This window comes from uncultured Stenotrophomonas sp., assembly GCF_963519925.1.
GTDB classification, from domain to species: Bacteria; Pseudomonadota; Gammaproteobacteria; order Xanthomonadales; family Xanthomonadaceae; genus Stenotrophomonas; species Stenotrophomonas maltophilia_AE.
The window spans coordinates 1-17,501 of sequence record NZ_CAUQPH010000070.1 but is presented as its reverse complement, the minus strand read 5'-3'; the positions used below and the strand labels follow the sequence as shown (position 1 = coordinate 17,501).

Below are 17,501 nucleotides of genomic sequence, written 5' to 3'. Positions count from 1 at the left end.
GGCGCCCGGCCCCGGGCCGCACTAGCTACCCCCCCCACCGGGCGGGACTCAACTTGGGGTTTGGTCGCGGGGCATCACTGCCCCTGCATCAACGCCATCTGTGCCGAATGCGGGGGCTGGTCGTGGCCGGGCGTGCATTTGCGGTACTCGCCATCGGCGTGCAGTTCCCAGGCGTTGAGGTTGTCGTCCAGGTAATTCTGCAGCACGTCCCGGTAGACCTTGCGGGCCAGTTCCGGGTCCAGGATCGGGAAGCAGGTCTCCACCCGGCGCAGCAGGTTGCGCTCCAGCCAGTCGGCGCTGGCGCAGTAGAGCTCCGACGCACCATCGTTGCCGAACCAGTACACCCGGCTGTGTTCCAGGAAGCGGCCGACGATCGAGCGCACCCGGATGTTCTCCGAGATCCCGGGCACGCCCGGGCGCAGCGTGCAGGCGCCACGCACGATCAGGTCGATCTGCACGCCCGCCTGGGAGGCCGCATACAACGCACGCACCACCTGCGGCTCGTTGAGGGCGTTCATCTTGGCGATGATGCGCCCCGGGCGGCCGCTGTCGGCCAGGTGCATCTCGCGTTCGATCCGCTGCAGCAGCCCGTCGTGCAGGGTGAACGGCGATTGCAGCAGGCGCTTGAGGCGGGTTCGCGGGGCAAGGCCGGACAGCTGCTGGAACAGCAGGTGCACGTCGTTGCCGATATCCGCATCGGCGGTGATCAGGCTCAGGTCGGTGTACGCGCGGGCGGTACCGCTGTGGTAGTTGCCGGTGCCAAGGTGCACGTAACGCCGCAGCTTGCGGCCTTCGCGGCGCACGATCAGCAGCATCTTGGCGTGGGTCTTGTAGCCCACCACGCCATACACCACCTGCACGCCGGCCTCCTGCAGGCGGTCTGCCAGGCCAAGGTTCGCTTCTTCGTCGAAGCGCGCGCGCAGTTCCACCACCACGGTGACGTCCTTGCCGTTGCGCGCGGCCTGGATCAGCGCGTCGACAATCTGCGAATCCTTGCCGGTGCGGTACAGGGTCTGCTTGATCGCCAGCACGTTGGGATCCACCGCGGCCTGCTTGATCAGGTCGAGCACCGCGGTGAACGCGTCGAAGGGATGGTGCAGCAGGACATCCTTGCGCCGGACCACCTCGAAGATGCCGTCGCTGTCGCGCAGCGTGCGCGGGCTCATCGGCGGATACTTCAGCTCCGGTCGCGACAGCAGGTCGTACAGCTGGATCACGCGATTGAGGTTGACCGGCCCGTCGATGCGGTACACCGCGTTCTCGGTCAGCCCGAAGTTCTGCAGCAGGGTGCGGGTGATGTCGGCCGGGCAGTCGTGCGCGATCTCCAGGCGTACCGCGGGCCGGTAGCCGCGGTCGACCAGTTCATCGCGCAGCGCCAGGGCCAGGTTCTCCACTTCCTCCTCGTCCACCACCAGTTCGGAATTGCGGGTGACGCGGAACTGGTAGGCACCCTGGACTTCCATGCCCGGGAACATCTCGCCGACAAAGGTGGACAGCACCGAGGAGAGGAACACGAAGGTCTGCACTCCGCCCAGCGACTCGGGCAGCTGGATGATGCGGGGCAGCGAGCGCGGCGCGCGCACGATCGCAAGATGGCCGGCACGGCCGAACGCATCGGTGCCCTTGAGCACCACCACGATGTTCAGCGACTTGTTGAGGATCTTGGGGAACGGGTGCGACGGATCCAGGCCCAGCGGCGACAGCACCGGCATGATCTCGTTGCGGAAGTACGCGCGCAGCCAGCGCTTCTGGCGGTGGTTCCAGGAATGCCTGCCGAGCACGTCGATGCCGGCCTCGTGCAGCGCCGGGCGCAGGGTTTCGTTCCAGCAGCGGTACTGCTGGTCCACCAGTTCGGCGGCACGGTCATGGATGGCGTTGAGGATGGCCTGCGGCGCCATGCCGTCCGGCGCCGGCGGCAGGCCGAACTCCTGGGCGTGGCGCACAGCGGCGGCGCGGATCTCGAAGAACTCGTCCAGGTTGGTGCAGGAAATGCACATGAAGCGCAGCCGTTCCAGCACCGGCACCTGCGGATCCATGGCCTGGGCCAGCACCCGGAAGTTGAAATCCAGCTGCGACAGCTCGCGGTTGATGTACAGCGCAGGGTCGCGCAGCGGGTCGGTGTCCGCCGGCACGGCGATGGGAACAAGGGTGCTCATGCGGAAGAATCTTCTGCTGAAGGAAGGAGGGCCGTGTCGGTGCGCACGCGCACGTGGTCGGCATCGAAATGGCACGAGAACACGCTGCCCTTGCCGACCTCGCTCTGGATCTCCAGGCGCGCGTGGTGCAGGCCCAGGATGTGCTTGACGATCGACAGCCCCAGCCCGGTGCCGCCGCTTTCGCGCGAACGGCTGCTGGAGACGCGGTAGAAACGTTCGGTCAGGCGCGGCAGGTGGGTGGCGGGAATGCCGTAGCCGGTGTCGCGCACCGCCAGCACCACGCCCTGGCCTTCGCGCGCCAGCTCCACCTCGATCCGGCCACCGGCGGGGGTGTAGCGCACCGCGTTGGTGACCAGGTTGGAGAAGGCGCTGTGCAGTTCCTTGTTGGAGCCCAGCAGGTCGACCCCGGCGTTGTCGACCACGCTGATCTGGTGGCGGCCCTGGCTGTGCGCTTCGGCTTCGCGGCGCAGCGTGGCCAGCATCGGCGCCATCGCCACGGTTTCTTCTTCGGTGTGTTCCTGCGATTCCAGCCGCGACAGGGTCAACAGGTCTTCGACCAGCTGCGCCATGCGCTGCGACTGCCTGCGCATTTCCTCCAGCATCGGGCCGGTGCCGGGGAAGTCCTCCGGCTCCATCATGTCCAGGTAGCCGTGCACCACGGTCAGCGGCGTGCGCAGCTCGTGCGAGACATTGGCCACGAAGTCGCGGCGTACCTGTTCCAGCCGCAGCAGCTTGCTGACGTCGCGGGCGATCAGCAGCCAGTAGTCGGGCGAGTAGGGGATCAGGCGCAGGTTCAGGCGGATCGCCGGGTCGACCGGCGAGGGCACGTCGAGGATCGGTTCGGCATTGCGGCCGCCGGCCAGCCAGTGCGCCAGCGGCATCGGTTGCAGGCGTTCGACCAGCGCCTCGCCCAGGTCACCGGGATGGTGCAGGCCGAGCAGCGTGGTGGCCGATTCATTGAACCACTGCACGCGCTGGCTGTTGCGGTCCACCACCACCACCGCATCCGGGAGTGCCGCGGCGGCGGCGCGGTAGCTGCGCAGCATGTCCAGCAGGCGCCGCTTGCGCGTGCGCATTTCCAGCTGGTTGCGGTACAGCAGGCGGTCCAGCTCGTTCCAGACCCCATCGCCGGCGCGCATGTCCCAGCGCTGGCGGGCGGTCAGCCGGCGCAGCACCTTGCGCAGGCGCCAGTAGTGCCAGGCCAGCGCGGCAATCGATGCCAGCGCGATGCACATCCACACATGGCCGCTGGCGAGTCCCACCCCCACGGCGGCGAGCAGCAGCACGGCCAGGGCGGCGAGCGTTTTCAACCAGGCAGAACGGATGTGGCGCGGCATTGCACTCTCAATGGATTGGCGTAGAGCGGGGCTCTGCCCCGCTCACTTACATGGACGTCGAGAAACGATACCCCGCGCCGCGCACGGTCTGCACCATGTCCTGCGCGCCGAACGGTTCCAGCGTCTTGCGCAGGCGGCGGATGTGCACGTCGATGGTGCGCTCTTCCACGTACACGCTGCCGCCCCACACGTGATCCAGCAGCTGGGCGCGGGTGTAGACGCGCTCGGGGTGGGTCATGAAGAAGTGCAGCAGGCGGTATTCGGTCGGACCGATCGGCACCGGCTGGTCGCCGGCGAACACGCGGTGCGCCGCGCCGTCGATGCGGATGCTGCCCACGGCCACGCTGCCGTCTTCGTCATCGTCGCGCGCCCGGCGCATCACCGCGCGGATCCGCGCCAGCAGTTCGCGTGCCGAGAACGGCTTGACCACGTAATCGTCAACGCCTGCTTCCAGGCCGCCGACCCGGTCGTTCTCTTCGCCGCGGGCGGTCAGCATGATGATCGGCACCTCGCGGGTAAGCGCCTCCTTGCGCCAGCGCCGGGCCAGGTCCAGGCCGCTGGTGCCGGGCAGCATCCAGTCGAGCAGGATCAGGTCCGGGACGCGGTCGGCGATGGCGGTCTGCGCCTCGCGGGCGTCACCGGCGTGGATGGGGTCGTAGTCGCCCTTGCGCAGGGCGAAGGCGACCATTTCGCGGATCGCGGGTTCGTCATCGACGATCAGGATGCGTTTCTGCACGTGGCTACCGTAAGGCTCATCAGACCGGGAATGATCCCAGTAGACTACGGTTTCATGACATGTTTGTGACTATGCCGCCGGCGGGTTCATCGCGGTGTCGCCCTCATGTCATCTTCACGCACTCGCAGCTCCGGCCAACGGCCGGGGCTACCCCAGAGCGGTCAGGCAATCCCGCACGCGTTGAAATCCCTCCGGTAGCGCCGGCCGTTGGCCGGCCCACGCACTGCCGGGCCGCACCCACCCTTACCGCCGCTCCAGCTCCGGATCATCGATACCCTGCCTGCGCATCTCCAGCACCAGCGGGGTGATGGTCTCGATCCGGGCATCGACCCGCGCACGGCCCACATAGTCCAGCGCCGGCTGCTTCTTCAGCGCCTGCAGCTGGATCAGCGCCTGCTCCGGCCGGCCGTTCAGGAACGCCGCTTCGGCATACGCCTCGCTGGCCCGGACGGTGTCCCCGGCCAGCTCGCTGGCACGGGCAAAGCGCTGCTGGAATACCGGGTCGTTGCCGCTCTGGGCCATCAACGGCCGCAGCATGGCCTGGGCACGCTGACCGGCTTCGCGCCCGCCCTGTTCGTTGAGGATTTCCGCGTAGGTCAGCGCCACCGGGCGGCTGCCCGGGTGCTGGCGCAGCAGGGTGTCGAAGCGGGCGTTGGCCTCGGCCCGCTGGCCGGAGCGCGATTCGGCCTCGCCCAGTGCCAGCGCCACCCACAGGTTGTCCGGATGGTCCTGCAGCAGCGCGGCCAGGTCACGCCGCGCCTCGGCCGCGCCGCTGTTGCGCAGACGCGCCAATGCCAGGCCATAGCGCTGCGGGTCGGTCAGGCCGTTCTTCTGCGCGCGCTGCAGGTTCTGGTACTCGGTGGCCAGTTCGCCGGGGGTGTCGGCGCTGAGCACCCGCAGGCGCTCGCGGGCCCACTCGAACTGGCCCGTGGCGCCGCGGCTGAGCGCGTTGACCGAGATCTGCATCGAGGCCGGCAACAGCGGGTTGTTGCGCTGGACCACCGGCTCGGACAACGACGGGTCGGCCGGGTTCACCCGCTCCTGGCGGATCCCCCCCGGCACGGCCGTGGTCAGCAGCACCGTGTCCTTCTTCATCTGCTCGGCGCGGGCCTTGGCTTCGCTGATGCGGGTGGTGTTGACCGGATGGGTCTGCAGGAAGTCCGGCACCGAATAGCCGCCGGCATTGCCGCGCATGGACGCGGACATGCGCTCGAAGAAGCCGGCCATGGCGTCCACGTCGTAGCCGCTGCGGGCCAGGGTGCGGATGCCCAGGCGGTCGGCCTCGGATTCGTTGCTGCGCGTGTAGTTGATCTGGCGCTGCTGCATCAGCCCCATGCCCGAGGTGATCGCGGCCATGGTCGCATCGCCGGAGGAATTGCCGCCGGCCTGCTGCGCGGCCACCACCGCGGCCAGCATGCCGAGCAGGATCGGGATCTGGTCACGCTGGGCCCGTTCCACCCCGCGCAGCACGTGCTGCTGGGTGACGTGGGCGATTTCGTGGGACAGCACGGCGGCCACCTCGTCTTCGCGTTCGGCGGTCAGCACCAGGCCGGCGTTGACCCCGACGTAGCCGCCCAGGGTGGCGAAGGCGTTGATCTGCCGGTCGCGCAGCATGAAGAAGGTGTAGGACTGGCGGGGCTGGGCACTGTTGGAGCCGAGCCGGGCACCCATGGTCTGCAGCCAGTCGTCCACCAGCGGATCGTCCAGCAGGTAGCCGTAGTTGCGCAGCTCGCGCAGCATCATCCCGCCGTACTCGGCCTGGCGCGCCGGGGTCAGCAGCTCGCCGGCCGACGAACCGATGTCCGGCAGCTTGCTGTCCTGGGCCGACGCCAGCGGGGCGGCCAGGGCCAGGGTCAATGCGGCGGTGAGCAACAGGGTGCGCAAAGCGGGGCTCCTGGTGGGCCTGTGGGGTGGGGAAGCGCGCCAGAGTGACAGGCCGCGGGCAAATCTGCGGTTAACCCACAGTGTTGCGCCGATGACATGGAAATCCGGGTGCAGGGCTACCATATACAGACACTCGTTCCGCTGTGGAGTTTCCCGTGAGCCAAGATGTCGCTTCCAACCCGGGTGGGAAGCCGCCCATCACCCTCTATTCGACCGCGATCTGCCCGTACTGCGTGGCCGCCAAGAACTTCCTGAAGAGCAAGGGCGAGTCCTGGACCGAGGTCCGGATCGACCTGGACCCGGCCGAGCGCGAGAAGATGATGGCCCGGACCCGCCGCACCAGCGTGCCGCAGATCTTCGTCGGCGACGTCCACGTGGGCGGGTACGACGACATGATGGCGCTGCATCGCGAGGGAAAGCTTGAGCCGCTGCTGAACGGGCAGGGCCAGGCATGAGCACGGCCGACGAGGGCAGCAAGGACCGGATCGCCGAGTTCACCGAATTCCGCCAGCGCATGAACCAGCGCATCCTGGGCGAGCCGAACCAGGTCGTGCGGCGCTTCTTCGCGCTCGACACCCAGACCTACCAGGCCGGCGCGCTGGACGTGAAGACCAAGGAGCTGCTCGGCCTGGTCGCCTCGATGGTGCTGCGCTGCGACGACTGCATCAGCTACCACGTCGCCCAGTGCAAGGACGCCGGCGTGACCCGCGAGGAGTTCTTCGAGACCTTCTCGGTGGGCCTGGTGGTGGGCGGTTCGATCGTGATCCCGCACCTGCGCCGCGCGGTGGACTTCCTGGACCAGCTGGAAGGCGGCGCTGACGCCCCGGCAGTGCACGAACACTGATGGATGGCGCCGCCCGACCAACGGTCGGGCGCTACCCGGGCGCGCCACGGCGCCGGTGGGTCGGCATGGGCGCCCCGGGGCCCATGCGCAGGTAGGTACCGACCGTTGGTCGGTACGGCCCCAGGCGATCCGTGGGCCGGCCAACGGCCGGCGCTACCTTGGTCTATTTGGGGTCCGGGGGCCGGCTGGGGCATAATTGCGGGTGAAACTTCCCTTGCGCCGACGCTCCGGACCCCGGACCCACGGCGCTCCCCCTCGGTTCGGAAACAAATCACATGACGCAGAAAATCACGGTCATCCGCGGTGACGGTATCGGCCCGGAGATCATGGACGCCACCCTGTACGTGCTGGGCAAGCTGGACACCGGCTTCGAGTACGAGGACGCCGACGCGGGCCTGGTCGCGCTGGAAAAGCACGGCGACCTGATGCCGGCCTCCACCCTGGAGTCGATCGCGCGCAACCGGATCGCCCTGAAGAGCCCGCTGACCACCCCGGTGGGCGGTGGCTTCACCTCGATCAACGTCAGCCTGCGTCGCCACTTCGACCTGTACGCCAACGTGCGTCCGGCGGTGTCGTTCCCGAACACCAAGTCGCGTTTCGGCGATGGCGTGGACCTGATCACCGTCCGTGAGAACACCGAAGGCGCATACCTGGCCGAAGGCCAGGAAGTCTCGGCCGATGGCGAAACCGCCTTCTCCGGCACCCGCATCACCCGCAAGGGGTCCGAGCGCATCGTGCGCTACGCCTTCGAGCTGGCCCGCAGCACCGGCCGCAAGAAGGTGACCGCCGTGCACAAGGCCAACATCATCAAGTCGACCTCGGGCCTGTTCCTGGCCGTGGCCCGCGAAGTGGCGGCCAAGTACCCGGACATCGAGTTCCAGGAAATGATCGTCGACAACTGCTGCATGCAGCTGGTGATGCGCCCGGAACAGTTCGACGTCATCGTCACCACCAACCTGTTCGGCGACATCATCTCCGACCTGTGCGCCGGCCTCGTCGGCGGCCTGGGCCTGGCCCCGGGCGCGAACATCGGTGAGAACGCGGCGATCTTCGAAGCCGTGCACGGCACCGCGCCGGACATCGCCGGCCAGGGCAAGGCCAATCCGTGCGCGCTGCTGCTGGCGGCCGCGCAGATGCTCGACCATGTCGGCCAGACCGAGAACGCCGAGCGCCTGCGCAAGGCCATCGTGGCCACGCTGGAAGCCAAGGATTCGCTGACCGGCGACCTCGGCGGCACCGGCAACACCATGGGCTTCGCCCAGGCCATCGCCAGCCGCCTGTAAGCGCGGCGCGCTAGAGCCGACGGTAGAGCCGACTGTCAGTCGGCTGCTCCACAGGTAGAGCCGACTGTCAGTCGGCTGCTCCAAAGAAAAAGGGCACCTCATCGGGTGCCCTTTTTCGTTGCGTTTACGTGCGGTCGAACAGCAGCCGACTAACAGTCGGCTCTACCCGCGGATGCCTCGCATCAACGCTGCTGGATCTTCGACAGCAACCGCAGGAACTCCACGTACAGCCACACCAGCGTCACCATCAGGCCGAACGCGCCGTACCACTCCATGTACTTCGGCGCGCGCGCTGCGGCACCGTTTTCGATGAAGTCGAAGTCCAGCACCAGGTTCAGCGCGGCAACCACCACCACGAACAGGCTGAAGGCGATGCCCCAGCCGCTCGCTTCATGGATCACCGGCACGTTGATGTTGAAGAAGCCCAGCACGAACGAGGCCAGGTACAGCAGCGCGATGCCGCCGGTGGCCGCGACCACGCCCAGCTTGAAGTTCTCGGTCACCTTGATCAGGCCGCTGCGGTAGGCCACCAGCAGCGCGAACAGGGTGCCGAAGGTGAGCAGCACGGCCTGGAACACGATGCCCGGGAAACGCGCTTCGAACACCGCCGAGATCGCGCCCAGGAAGAAGCCTTCCACCAGCGCGTACATCGGCGCGGTGACCGGCGACCATTCCTTCTTGAACACCGTCACCAGCGCCAGGATAAGGCCACCGATCGCGCCGCCGATGGCGTAGATCATCGCGCCCGGGGCAATCTGGCCATCGGCGCCGATGGTCTGGCTCCAGGCGAAGGCGGCGGTGAGGACCGTCAGCAGCAGCAGGATGCCGGTCTTGTTGACGGTGCCGTTGATGGTCATCGCCTGGTCGGGCGAGGTCACGACCGAGCCGCTGGCCAGGTCGAGGAAGGTCGACTCGGAAAGTGCGGGGTTGCCGCTGCGCATTGCCATTCTCCTTGAAGGGGTGGGGTTCCGGTCCATCCGGCACTGCGTCGAGCATAGCGGATGTGAAAAACCCTGTGAAAACCGTTGACAGATCCCTCGTCACTTCCCACAATAGCCGACTCTTTCGGGGGGAACCCCGAGGGAAGAAAACCACCGGGGTATAGCGCAGTCTGGTAGCGCGCCTGCTTTGGGAGCAGGATGTCGGGGGTTCGAATCCCTCTACCCCGACCACGTCCCGCTGCTCAAATCGGGACGGGAATGCGACAATCCGGTCAGAGCGCCCGTAGCTCAACTGGATAGAGCACCGGCCTTCTAAGCCGGCGGTTACAGGTTCGATTCCTGTCGGGCGCGCCAATCGGCGCAAACGCCAGGGGATTCAAAAAAATTCAAGGTTTCAGTGGTGGCTGTAGCTCAGTTGGTTAGAGTACCGGATTGTGATTCCGGTGGTCGGGGGTTCGAATCCCCTCAGCCACCCCACTGATTTGAAGGAACCCGGTTCGCCGAAAGCGGATCGGGGTTGCAAAAAAAGGCGCAGACGTTAGACTACGCGCCTGGATTTTCAGGGCTGTTAGCTCAGTTGGTAGAGCAGTTGACTCTTAATCAATAGGTCGAAGGTTCGAATCCTTCACAGCCCACCAAGACAGAAGCCGCCTGGTTCGCCAGGCGGCTTTTTTCTTGCCTGCGATTCGGCATGGCGCCGACACGCCGCCCCCCGAACGAAGAGCAGCCACGCAGGGCGTGGCTCTACGGGCGTACAGGGCGCCTGAACGAAAATTGCAGGAACCGCTTGCAACCCCGTGCGGCATTGCGTCATAATTCGCCTCCCGATTTTCGGGCTGTTAGCTCAGTTGGTAGAGCAGTTGACTCTTAATCAATAGGTCCAAGGTTCGAATCCTTGACAGCCCACCAAGACAGAAGCCGCCTGGTTCGCCAGGCGGCTTTTTTCTTGCCTGCGATTCCGGCATGGCGCAGCCACGCAGGGCGTGGCTCTACTGCTGGGTCGCCAGGACGTAGAGCCACGCCCCTGCGTGGCTGAAACGTCTGCCGGGTTGCCAGGACGTAGAACCACGCCCTGCGTGGCTGAAACGTCTGCCGGGTCGCCAGGACGTAGAGCCACGCCCTGCGTGGCTGAAACGTCTCCGAAGCCCCCAGGTCACGGGTGAGGAAAGGCTATACTGCGCCCCTCGCGAAAGTGGCGGAATTGGTAGACGCCCTGGATTTAGGTTCCAGTGCCGCAAGGCGTGGGGGTTCGAGTCCCCCCTTTCGCACCATGCACCGGGGGCCCGCCGTGGGAGGCGCCCCCTGAACAGGCCCTCGATTGACGCTTCCCGCCGCGTGCTGGCGGCGCTGGCCGTTATCGGCGAAACTACAGGGCTGCGGCGTGGATGTGGGTCCACGACCGACGCGTCCATCACCCGCTTCATCCATCAAACATTCGAGCCGGGGGCAGTGCCACCGGCGGCAGGAGTCAACATGCAAGCTTCGATCGAATCCACCGGCAATCTGGAACGCCGCCTGACCTTCTCGCTGCCGGAAGACCGCCTGCAGACCCACATCAGCGGCCGCCTGGGCGAAATCGCCCGCACCGCGCGCATCAAGGGCTTCCGTCCGGGCAAGGTGCCGGCCAAGGTGATCGAGCAGCGCTTCGGCCAGCAGGTCCGCAGCGAAGCCGTCGACGGCCTGCTGCGTGAAACCTTCGACGCCGCGGTCCGCGAGCACGAGCTGCGCATCGCCGGCGCGCCGCGCATCGACAAGGGTGATGACGGCGAGTTCTCGTTCGTGGCCACCGTCGAGCTGGTCCCGGACTTCGGCGACGTCGACGTCAGCAAGCTGACCGTGGTGCGCCACACCGCCGAGATCAACGACGCCGACATCGACCAGATGATCACCAACCTGCGCGAGCAGCGCCGCAGCTGGAGCCCGGTCACCCGTGGCGCCCAGGACGGCGACCTGGTCGCACTGGAAACCTGGTCGCAAGCCGGCGATGAGCGCCTGCCGGCCGAAGGCACCGAAAAGGGCAGCGTGGTGGTGGGCCAGGGCATGATGTTCGAGCAGATCGAACAGGGCCTGGTCGGCCTGTCCAAGGGTGAGGAAAAGACCCTGGACGTCGAATTCCCGGCCGACTGGCGCGTGCCGGCACTGGCCGGCAAGCAGGTCAAGGTCACCGTGAAGGTGGTGGACGTGTCCGAGCCGGTGCTGCCGGACGTCGATGCGGACTTCATCAAGAGCTTCGGCGTGAAGGGCGGCGACGTGGAACAGTTCCGCAAGGACATCCGCGCCAACCTGGAGCGTGAACTGAAGGGTGCGCTGATGAACCGCCTGCGCCGCGAGGTCGGCGAGCAGTTGATCGCCGCCTATGCCTCGGTGGAAATGCCGCCGCGCCTGGTCGACAACGAAGCCCGCGCCATGCTGGCCCAGCAGGTCGAGCAGATCCGCCGCAGCGGCCGCAACCCGGGCGAGATCCCGGCCGACGCCCACGAAGGCTTCAAGGACGCCGCCGCCAAGCGCGTGCTGGTCGGCCTGCTGGTCGGCGAAGTCGCCCGCCGCAACGACCTGCGCCTGGACCCCAAGCGCCTGAACGAAACCATGCGCCTCATCGCCTCGACCTACGAAGAGCCGGAGCAGGTCATTGAGATGTACCGCAACGACCCCCAGCTGATGAGTGGGCTGCAGAACCGCGTGATGGAAGAGCAGGTGATCGACTGGATCGCCGAGCGCGCCCAGCACACCGAGCAGCCGCTGTCGTTCCAGGACGCCATCCGCCAGTAAGCGGGCGGCGTTTCATGCCCCGCGCCGCTGGCGCGGGGTGGTTTCCCCCAAATAGGTGCCTCAGAAATGGACAACCAAACCAAAGCCCTGAACATGGTTCCGATGGTGGTCGAACAGACCAGCCGCGGCGAGCGCGCCTATGACATCTATTCGCGCCTGTTGAAGGAGCGCCTGATCTTCCTCGTGGGCCCGATCGACGATCACATGGCCAACGTGGTGGTGGCGCAGCTGCTGTTCCTGGAAGCGGACAACCCGGAAAAGGACATCAGCATCTACATCAACTCGCCCGGTGGCGTGGTCACCGCCGGCATGGCGATCTACGACACCATGCAGTACATCAAGCCGGACGTGAGCACCATCTGCGTCGGCCAGGCCGCCTCGATGGGCGCGCTGCTGCTGGCATCCGGCGCGGCCGGCAAGCGTTATGCGCTGCCGAATTCGCGGGTGATGATCCACCAGCCGCTGGGCGGTTTCCAGGGCCAGGCCACCGACATCGACATCCACGCGCGTGAGATCCTCACCCTGCGTGCGCGCCTGAACGAGGTGCTGGCCAAGCACACCGGGCAGTCGCTGGAGACCATCGCGCGCGACACCGAGCGCGACAACTTCAAGAGCGCGGCCGACGCGGTGGCCTATGGCCTGGTCGACCAGGTCCTGGAGCGTCGCCCGGAAGAGTCGATCACCCCGGCCTGATGGTGCCGTCGGGCCGGGAAACCGGCCTGTTTCCGCAGGGTCGGGCTGGACTGGCGTCCTCCCGGCCCTGTGCTATTCTCGAATCGAACCCCCGTTCAGCGGGTGGGGTAACTGGGTAAGCGAAGCATGAGCGAAGACCGCCAAGGTCGTTCCACGGACACCGGCAAGATCCTCTACTGTTCTTTCTGCGGAAAGAGCCAGCATGAGGTGCGCAAGCTGATTGCTGGGCCGAGCGTGTTCATCTGCGATGAATGCGTGGAGCTGTGCAACGACATCATCCGTGAAGAGCTCGAGGAAAAGGCGCAGTCGGCGCGTAGTTCGCTGCCCAAGCCGAAGGAAATCCTCGAAGTCCTCGACCAGTACGTGATCGGCCAGAACCGGGCCAAGCGCACGCTGGCCGTGGCCGTGTACAACCATTACAAGCGCATCGAGAGCCGCCAGAAGAACGACGAAGTCGAACTGGCGAAGTCGAACATCCTGCTGGTCGGTCCGACCGGTTCGGGTAAGACGCTGCTGGCCGAGACCCTGGCCCGCCTGCTCAACGTGCCGTTCACCATGGCCGACGCCACCACGCTGACCGAAGCCGGTTACGTGGGCGAGGACGTGGAGAACATCATCCAGAAGCTGCTGCAGAAGTGCGATTACGACGTCGAGAAGGCGCAGCAGGGCATCGTGTACATCGATGAAATCGACAAGATCTCGCGCAAGAGCGAGAACCCGTCGATCACCCGCGACGTGTCCGGCGAAGGCGTGCAGCAGGCCCTGCTGAAGCTGATCGAAGGCACCGTGGCCAGCGTGCCGCCGCAGGGCGGGCGCAAGCATCCGCAGCAGGAATTCCTGCAGGTGGACACCAAGAACATCCTGTTCATCTGCGGCGGCGCGTTCGCCGGGCTGGACAAGGTGATCCAGGCCCGCTCCAACGACGCCGGCGGCATCGGCTTCGGCGCCAAGGTGAAGAGCGCCGAGCGCAAGCAGGAAGTGGGCAAGGTGCTGGCCGAAGTCGAGCCGGAAGACCTGATCAAGTTCGGCCTGATCCCGGAATTCGTCGGCCGCCTGCCGGTGGTGGCGACCCTGGAAGAGCTGGACGAGGCCGCCCTGGTCAGGATCCTCACCGAGCCGAAGAACGCCATCACCAAGCAGTTCAAGAAGCTGTTCGAGATGGAGCACGTGGAACTGGAGTTCCGCCCGGACGCCCTGTCGGCGATCGCCCGCAAGGCGCTCAAGCGCAAGACCGGCGCGCGTGGCCTGCGCACCATCGTCGAATCGGTGCTGCTGGACACCATGTACGACCTGCCTTCGGCGGAAAACGTCAGCAAGGTGGTGGTGGATGAATCGGTGATCGAACACAAGTCCGAACCGTACCTGATCTACCAGACCCCGCCGGCTCCTGAACAGAAGGCCGCTGGCGCTGAATAATCCATCAAGCATTTGAATTGATGGAAGTTTTTCAGAGCATCTTGCATCTGGACGCCGATGGCCCCATAACGGGGCCATCGGCTTTTTTGTATCCGGGCGACGCTGCCCGGAGGCCATCCCCACTGCTCAACTGGAGCCCACATGGCCCGTTCCCCAACTGAGACTCTCGACCTGCCGGTACTGCCGCTGCGCGACGTGGTGGTGTTCCCGCACATGGTCATTCCGCTGTTCGTCGGCCGCGACAAATCCATGCACGCGCTGGAGCAGGCGATGGAAGCGGACAAGCGCATCCTGCTGCTCGCGCAGAAGTCGGCCGAGACCGACGACCCCAGCGCCGCCGACCTTTACCAGGTCGGCACGCTGGCCCAGGTCCTGCAGCTGCTGAAGCTGCCCGACGGCACCATCAAGGTGCTGGTCGAGGGGCTGTCGCGGGTCAACGTCACCGAGGTGACCGAGCGCGACGGCGCGCTGCAGGGCGTGGCGTCGGAAATCGAATCGGACGAGTCGCGCGAGCCGCGCGAAATCGAAGCCATCGCGCGTTCGCTGATGTCGCTGTTCGAGCAGTACGTCAAGACCAACCGCAAGCTGCCGCCGGAGCTGCTGCAGACCCTGGCCGGCATCGATGAACCCGCGCGCCTGGCCGATACCATCGCCGCGCACATCAGCGTGCGCCTGGCCGACAAGCAGCGCCTGCTGGAAACCCTGCAGATCGGCGAGCGCCTGGAAATGCTGGTCGGCCTGGTCGACGGCGAGATCGACGTGCAGCAGATGGAAAAGCGCATCCGCGGCCGGGTCAAGTCGCAGATGGAAAAGAGCCAGCGCGAGTACTACCTCAACGAGCAGATGAAGGCGATCCAGAAGGAGCTGGGCGACCTCGACGACGCGCCCGGCGAGCTGGAAGAGCTGGCTCGCAAGATCGCCGACGCCGGCATGCCCAAGCCGGTGGAAACCAAGGCCAAGGCCGAACTCAACAAGCTCAAGCAGATGTCGCCGATGTCGGCCGAAGCCGCGGTGGTGCGCAACTACCTCGACTGGCTGCTGGGCGTGCCGTGGAAGAAGCGCACCAAGGTCCGCAAGGACCTCAAGGTCGCCCAGGAAACCCTGGACGCCGACCACTTCGGCCTGGACAAGGTCAAGGACCGCATCCTGGAATACCTGGCGGTGCAGTCGCGGGTGAAGCAGATGAAGGGCCCGATCCTGTGCCTGGTCGGACCGCCCGGCGTGGGCAAGACCTCGCTCGGCCAGTCCATCGCCAAGGCCACCAACCGCAAGTTCGTGCGCATGAGCCTGGGCGGGGTGCGCGACGAGGCCGAGATCCGTGGCCATCGCCGTACCTACGTCGGTTCCATGCCGGGCCGGATCGTGCAGAACCTCAACAAGGTGGGCAGCAAGAACGCGCTGTTCGTGCTCGACGAGATCGACAAGATGTCGATGGACTTCCGTGGCGATCCTTCCTCGGCGCTGCTGGAAGTACTCGACCCCGAGCAGAACAACGCCTTCAACGACCACTACCTGGAAGTGGACCTGGACCTGTCCGAAGTGATGTTCGTGGCCACCTCGAACTCGCTCAACATCCCGGGCCCGCTGCTCGACCGCATGGAGGTGATCCGCATCCCCGGCTATACCGAGGATGAGAAGCTCAACATCGCCATGCGTTACCTGGTGCCCAAGCAGCTCAAGGCCAACGGCCTTAAGCCGGAGGAACTGGAGATCGAGGCCGACGCCATCCAGGACGTGGTGCGTTACTACACCCGCGAATCGGGCGTGCGCAACCTCGAGCGCGAAGTGGCCAAGATCTGCCGCAAGGTGGTGAAGGAAATCGCGCTGGCCGGTCCGGTCGCCGCTGCCAAGCCGGCCAAGGCCGGCAAGAAGGCGGCGTCGAAGAAGAAGGCGCTGGTGGTGGTGAACGGCAAGAACCTGGAGAAGTACCTGGGCGTGCGCCGCTTCGACTTCGGCCGCGCCGAGGAACAGAACGAAATCGGCCTGGTCACCGGCCTGGCCTGGACCGAAGTGGGCGGCGACCTGCTGCAGATCGAATCCACGCTGGTGCCGGGCAAGGGCGCGCTGATCCTGACCGGCCAGCTCGGCAACGTGATGAAGGAGTCGGCCTCGGCAGCCTTGTCGGTGGTGCGTTCGCGCGCCGAACGGCTGGGCATCGATGCTGAGTTCCTGCAGAAGCACGACGTGCACGTGCACGTGCCCGATGGCGCCACGCCGAAGGACGGCCCGAGTGCCGGCATCGCGATGGTGACCTCGCTGGTGTCGATGCTGACCAAGGTGCCGATCCGCGCCGAAGTGGCGATGACCGGTGAAATCACCCTGCGCGGCCGCGTCACCGCGATCGGCGGGTTGAAGGAAAAGCTGCTGGCCGCGCTGCGCGGTGGCATCACCACGGTGATCATCCCGGAGGAGAACCGCAAGGACCTGGCCGACATTCCGGCCAACGTCACCCGCGACCTGAAGATCATTCCGGTCAAGTGGATCGAAGAGGTGCTGGACCTGGCACTGGAAACGCCGCTGACGCAGCCGAAGCCGAAGAAGGATGGGCAACGCGTCACAGTGCGCGGCAAGAGCAAGGCACCTTCCACCACGCGCGTCAAGCACTGACGCGCGTCGTTGAATTGCCCGAAACCCGCGTCGTTATTGGCTTTTCAGCTTGCGCGGGTAGGGGTGCGCTGGTATAAAAGCACCACTCGCAGGTCAGCAGATCGTTGATCGGTGCGAACCGAGAACTCACTGGCGTCCGGCCACGTTGCGGGTCGGATGCTTTACTGTCGAACATGCGGAATTCCCGCCAAAGGAGCTGTACAGAATGAACAAGACCGAATTGATCGACGCCGTTGCCGAAGTCGCCGACCTGACCAAGGCCGATTCGGCTCGCGCCGTCGATGCCGTCATCGCTGCTGTCACCAAGGCCCTGAAGGCTGGCGACGCCGTGACCCTGGTGGGCTTCGGTACGTTCCAGGTGCGTGACCGCGCCGCCCGTACCGGCCGCAACCCGAAGACCGGCGACACCATCAAGATCGCTGCGTCGAAGAATCCGTCTTTCAAGGCTGGCAAAGCCCTGAAGGATGCCGTAAACTAAGCGGCTTGCTGGGGTGCTTAGCTCAGCGGTAGAGCGTCTCCTTTACACGGAGAGGGTCGGGGGTTCGAAACCCTCAGCACCCACCAGGCACTGCCAGTAAAAGTTTGAAATGTGGAGCGGTAGTTCAGCTGGTTAGAATGCTGGCCTGTCACGCCGGAGGTCGCGGGTTCGAGTCCCGTCCGCTCCGCCAGTTTCAACGAGGCCCCTGAGCGATCGGGGGCCTTGTTATCTGTAACAAGGTTGTATGGTCGATTGTAGAGTCGACTGTTAGTCGACTGTTGGTTGACTCTGAAAAATTAAAACGGAGCGGTAGTTCAGCTGGTTAGAATGCTGGCCTGTCACGCCGGAGGTCGCGGG

The 17,501-nt window shown here is 65.9% G+C and carries 13 protein-coding genes and 8 tRNA genes; 16 read left to right on the top strand and 5 right to left on the bottom strand.

What is annotated here, in order from left to right; translation table 11 throughout:
* Nucleotides 1-74: 74 nt before the first annotated feature.
* The 4 genes from ppk1 to RWO33_RS12860 form a co-directional block, all read right to left on the bottom strand.
* Nucleotides 75-2,156, bottom strand: a complete 2,082-nt coding sequence (ppk1, locus tag RWO33_RS12875) for a polyphosphate kinase 1 (RefSeq protein WP_314105251.1) — start codon at nucleotides 2,154-2,156, stop codon at nucleotides 75-77.
* The gene (gene phoR / locus RWO33_RS12870; protein ID WP_314105249.1) at nucleotides 2,153-3,493 is read right to left on the bottom strand and encodes a phosphate regulon sensor histidine kinase PhoR; all 1,341 of its coding nucleotides are present in this window, start codon (nucleotides 3,491-3,493) and stop codon (nucleotides 2,153-2,155) included. The genes ppk1 and phoR overlap by 4 nt, the downstream gene beginning before the upstream one ends.
* 46 nt (nucleotides 3,494-3,539) lie before the next feature.
* Nucleotides 3,540-4,229, bottom strand: coding sequence for a phosphate regulon transcriptional regulator PhoB (gene phoB / locus RWO33_RS12865; RefSeq protein WP_145478469.1), 690 nt, complete (start codon nucleotides 4,227-4,229; stop codon nucleotides 3,540-3,542).
* A gap of 243 nt (nucleotides 4,230-4,472) precedes the next feature.
* The gene (locus tag RWO33_RS12860; RefSeq protein ID WP_314105246.1) at nucleotides 4,473-6,113 is read right to left on the bottom strand and encodes a M48 family metalloprotease; all 1,641 of its coding nucleotides are present in this window, start codon (nucleotides 6,111-6,113) and stop codon (nucleotides 4,473-4,475) included.
* 155 nt (nucleotides 6,114-6,268) lie between these two features.
* On the opposite strand from RWO33_RS12860, the gene grxC reads away from it, so the two are divergent.
* From grxC to RWO33_RS12845, 3 genes are all read left to right on the top strand, one after another.
* Nucleotides 6,269-6,568 carry a glutaredoxin 3 gene (gene grxC / locus RWO33_RS12855; protein WP_145478467.1) on the top strand — a complete coding sequence of 100 codons (300 nt, stop codon included), beginning with the start codon at nucleotides 6,269-6,271 and terminating at the stop codon, nucleotides 6,566-6,568.
* Nucleotides 6,565-6,957, top strand: coding sequence for a carboxymuconolactone decarboxylase family protein (locus tag RWO33_RS12850; protein WP_314105244.1), 393 nt, complete (start codon nucleotides 6,565-6,567; stop codon nucleotides 6,955-6,957). Before grxC ends, RWO33_RS12850 begins: the two co-directional genes overlap by 4 nt.
* Nucleotides 6,958-7,232: 275 nt before the next feature.
* Entirely contained in the window at nucleotides 7,233-8,240 is a 1,008-nt protein-coding gene (locus tag RWO33_RS12845) for an isocitrate dehydrogenase (protein ID WP_145478465.1), read from the top strand.
* Nucleotides 8,241-8,422: 182 nt separating this feature from the next.
* Here the strand turns inward: RWO33_RS12845 and RWO33_RS12840 are convergent, their stop codons facing one another.
* The gene (locus tag RWO33_RS12840; protein WP_314105243.1) at nucleotides 8,423-9,181 is read right to left on the bottom strand and encodes a Bax inhibitor-1/YccA family protein; all 759 of its coding nucleotides are present in this window, start codon (nucleotides 9,179-9,181) and stop codon (nucleotides 8,423-8,425) included.
* 154 nt (nucleotides 9,182-9,335) lie between these two features.
* Here RWO33_RS12840 and RWO33_RS12835 point away from each other — a divergent pair.
* From RWO33_RS12835 to RWO33_RS12775, 13 genes are all read left to right on the top strand, one after another.
* Nucleotides 9,336-9,412, top strand: a tRNA-Pro gene (locus RWO33_RS12835).
* Between the two features lie 46 nt (nucleotides 9,413-9,458).
* A tRNA-Arg gene (locus RWO33_RS12830) sits at nucleotides 9,459-9,535 on the top strand.
* Nucleotides 9,536-9,581: 46 nt separating this feature from the next.
* A tRNA-His gene (locus tag RWO33_RS12825) sits at nucleotides 9,582-9,658 on the top strand.
* 85 nt (nucleotides 9,659-9,743) lie between these two features.
* Nucleotides 9,744-9,819: transfer RNA gene (locus RWO33_RS12820), tRNA-Lys, on the top strand.
* A gap of 195 nt (nucleotides 9,820-10,014) precedes the next feature.
* Nucleotides 10,015-10,090, top strand: a tRNA-Lys gene (locus tag RWO33_RS12815).
* Between the two features lie 277 nt (nucleotides 10,091-10,367).
* A tRNA-Leu gene (locus RWO33_RS12810) sits at nucleotides 10,368-10,452 on the top strand.
* A gap of 202 nt (nucleotides 10,453-10,654) precedes the next feature.
* On the top strand, nucleotides 10,655-11,950 hold the full coding sequence (gene tig / locus RWO33_RS12805; RefSeq protein WP_314105241.1) for a trigger factor: 1,296 nt from the start codon (nucleotides 10,655-10,657) through the stop codon (nucleotides 11,948-11,950).
* A 66-nt stretch (nucleotides 11,951-12,016) separates the two neighbouring features.
* Nucleotides 12,017-12,643 carry an ATP-dependent Clp endopeptidase proteolytic subunit ClpP gene (clpP, locus tag RWO33_RS12800; protein ID WP_102944205.1) on the top strand — a complete coding sequence of 209 codons (627 nt, stop codon included), beginning with the start codon at nucleotides 12,017-12,019 and terminating at the stop codon, nucleotides 12,641-12,643.
* 126 nt (nucleotides 12,644-12,769) lie between these two features.
* Entirely contained in the window at nucleotides 12,770-14,059 is a 1,290-nt protein-coding gene (gene clpX, locus RWO33_RS12795) for an ATP-dependent Clp protease ATP-binding subunit ClpX (RefSeq protein WP_145478462.1), read from the top strand.
* A gap of 141 nt (nucleotides 14,060-14,200) precedes the next feature.
* Nucleotides 14,201-16,666 carry an endopeptidase La gene (lon, locus tag RWO33_RS12790; protein WP_314105239.1) on the top strand — a complete coding sequence of 822 codons (2,466 nt, stop codon included), beginning with the start codon at nucleotides 14,201-14,203 and terminating at the stop codon, nucleotides 16,664-16,666.
* A 205-nt stretch (nucleotides 16,667-16,871) separates the two neighbouring features.
* Nucleotides 16,872-17,144, top strand: a complete 273-nt coding sequence (locus tag RWO33_RS12785; protein ID WP_145478460.1) for an HU family DNA-binding protein — start codon at nucleotides 16,872-16,874, stop codon at nucleotides 17,142-17,144.
* 11 nt (nucleotides 17,145-17,155) lie between these two features.
* Nucleotides 17,156-17,230: transfer RNA gene (locus RWO33_RS12780), tRNA-Val, on the top strand.
* 27 nt (nucleotides 17,231-17,257) lie between these two features.
* A tRNA-Asp gene (locus RWO33_RS12775) sits at nucleotides 17,258-17,334 on the top strand.
* The last annotated feature ends 167 nt before the right edge of the window (nucleotides 17,335-17,501 follow it).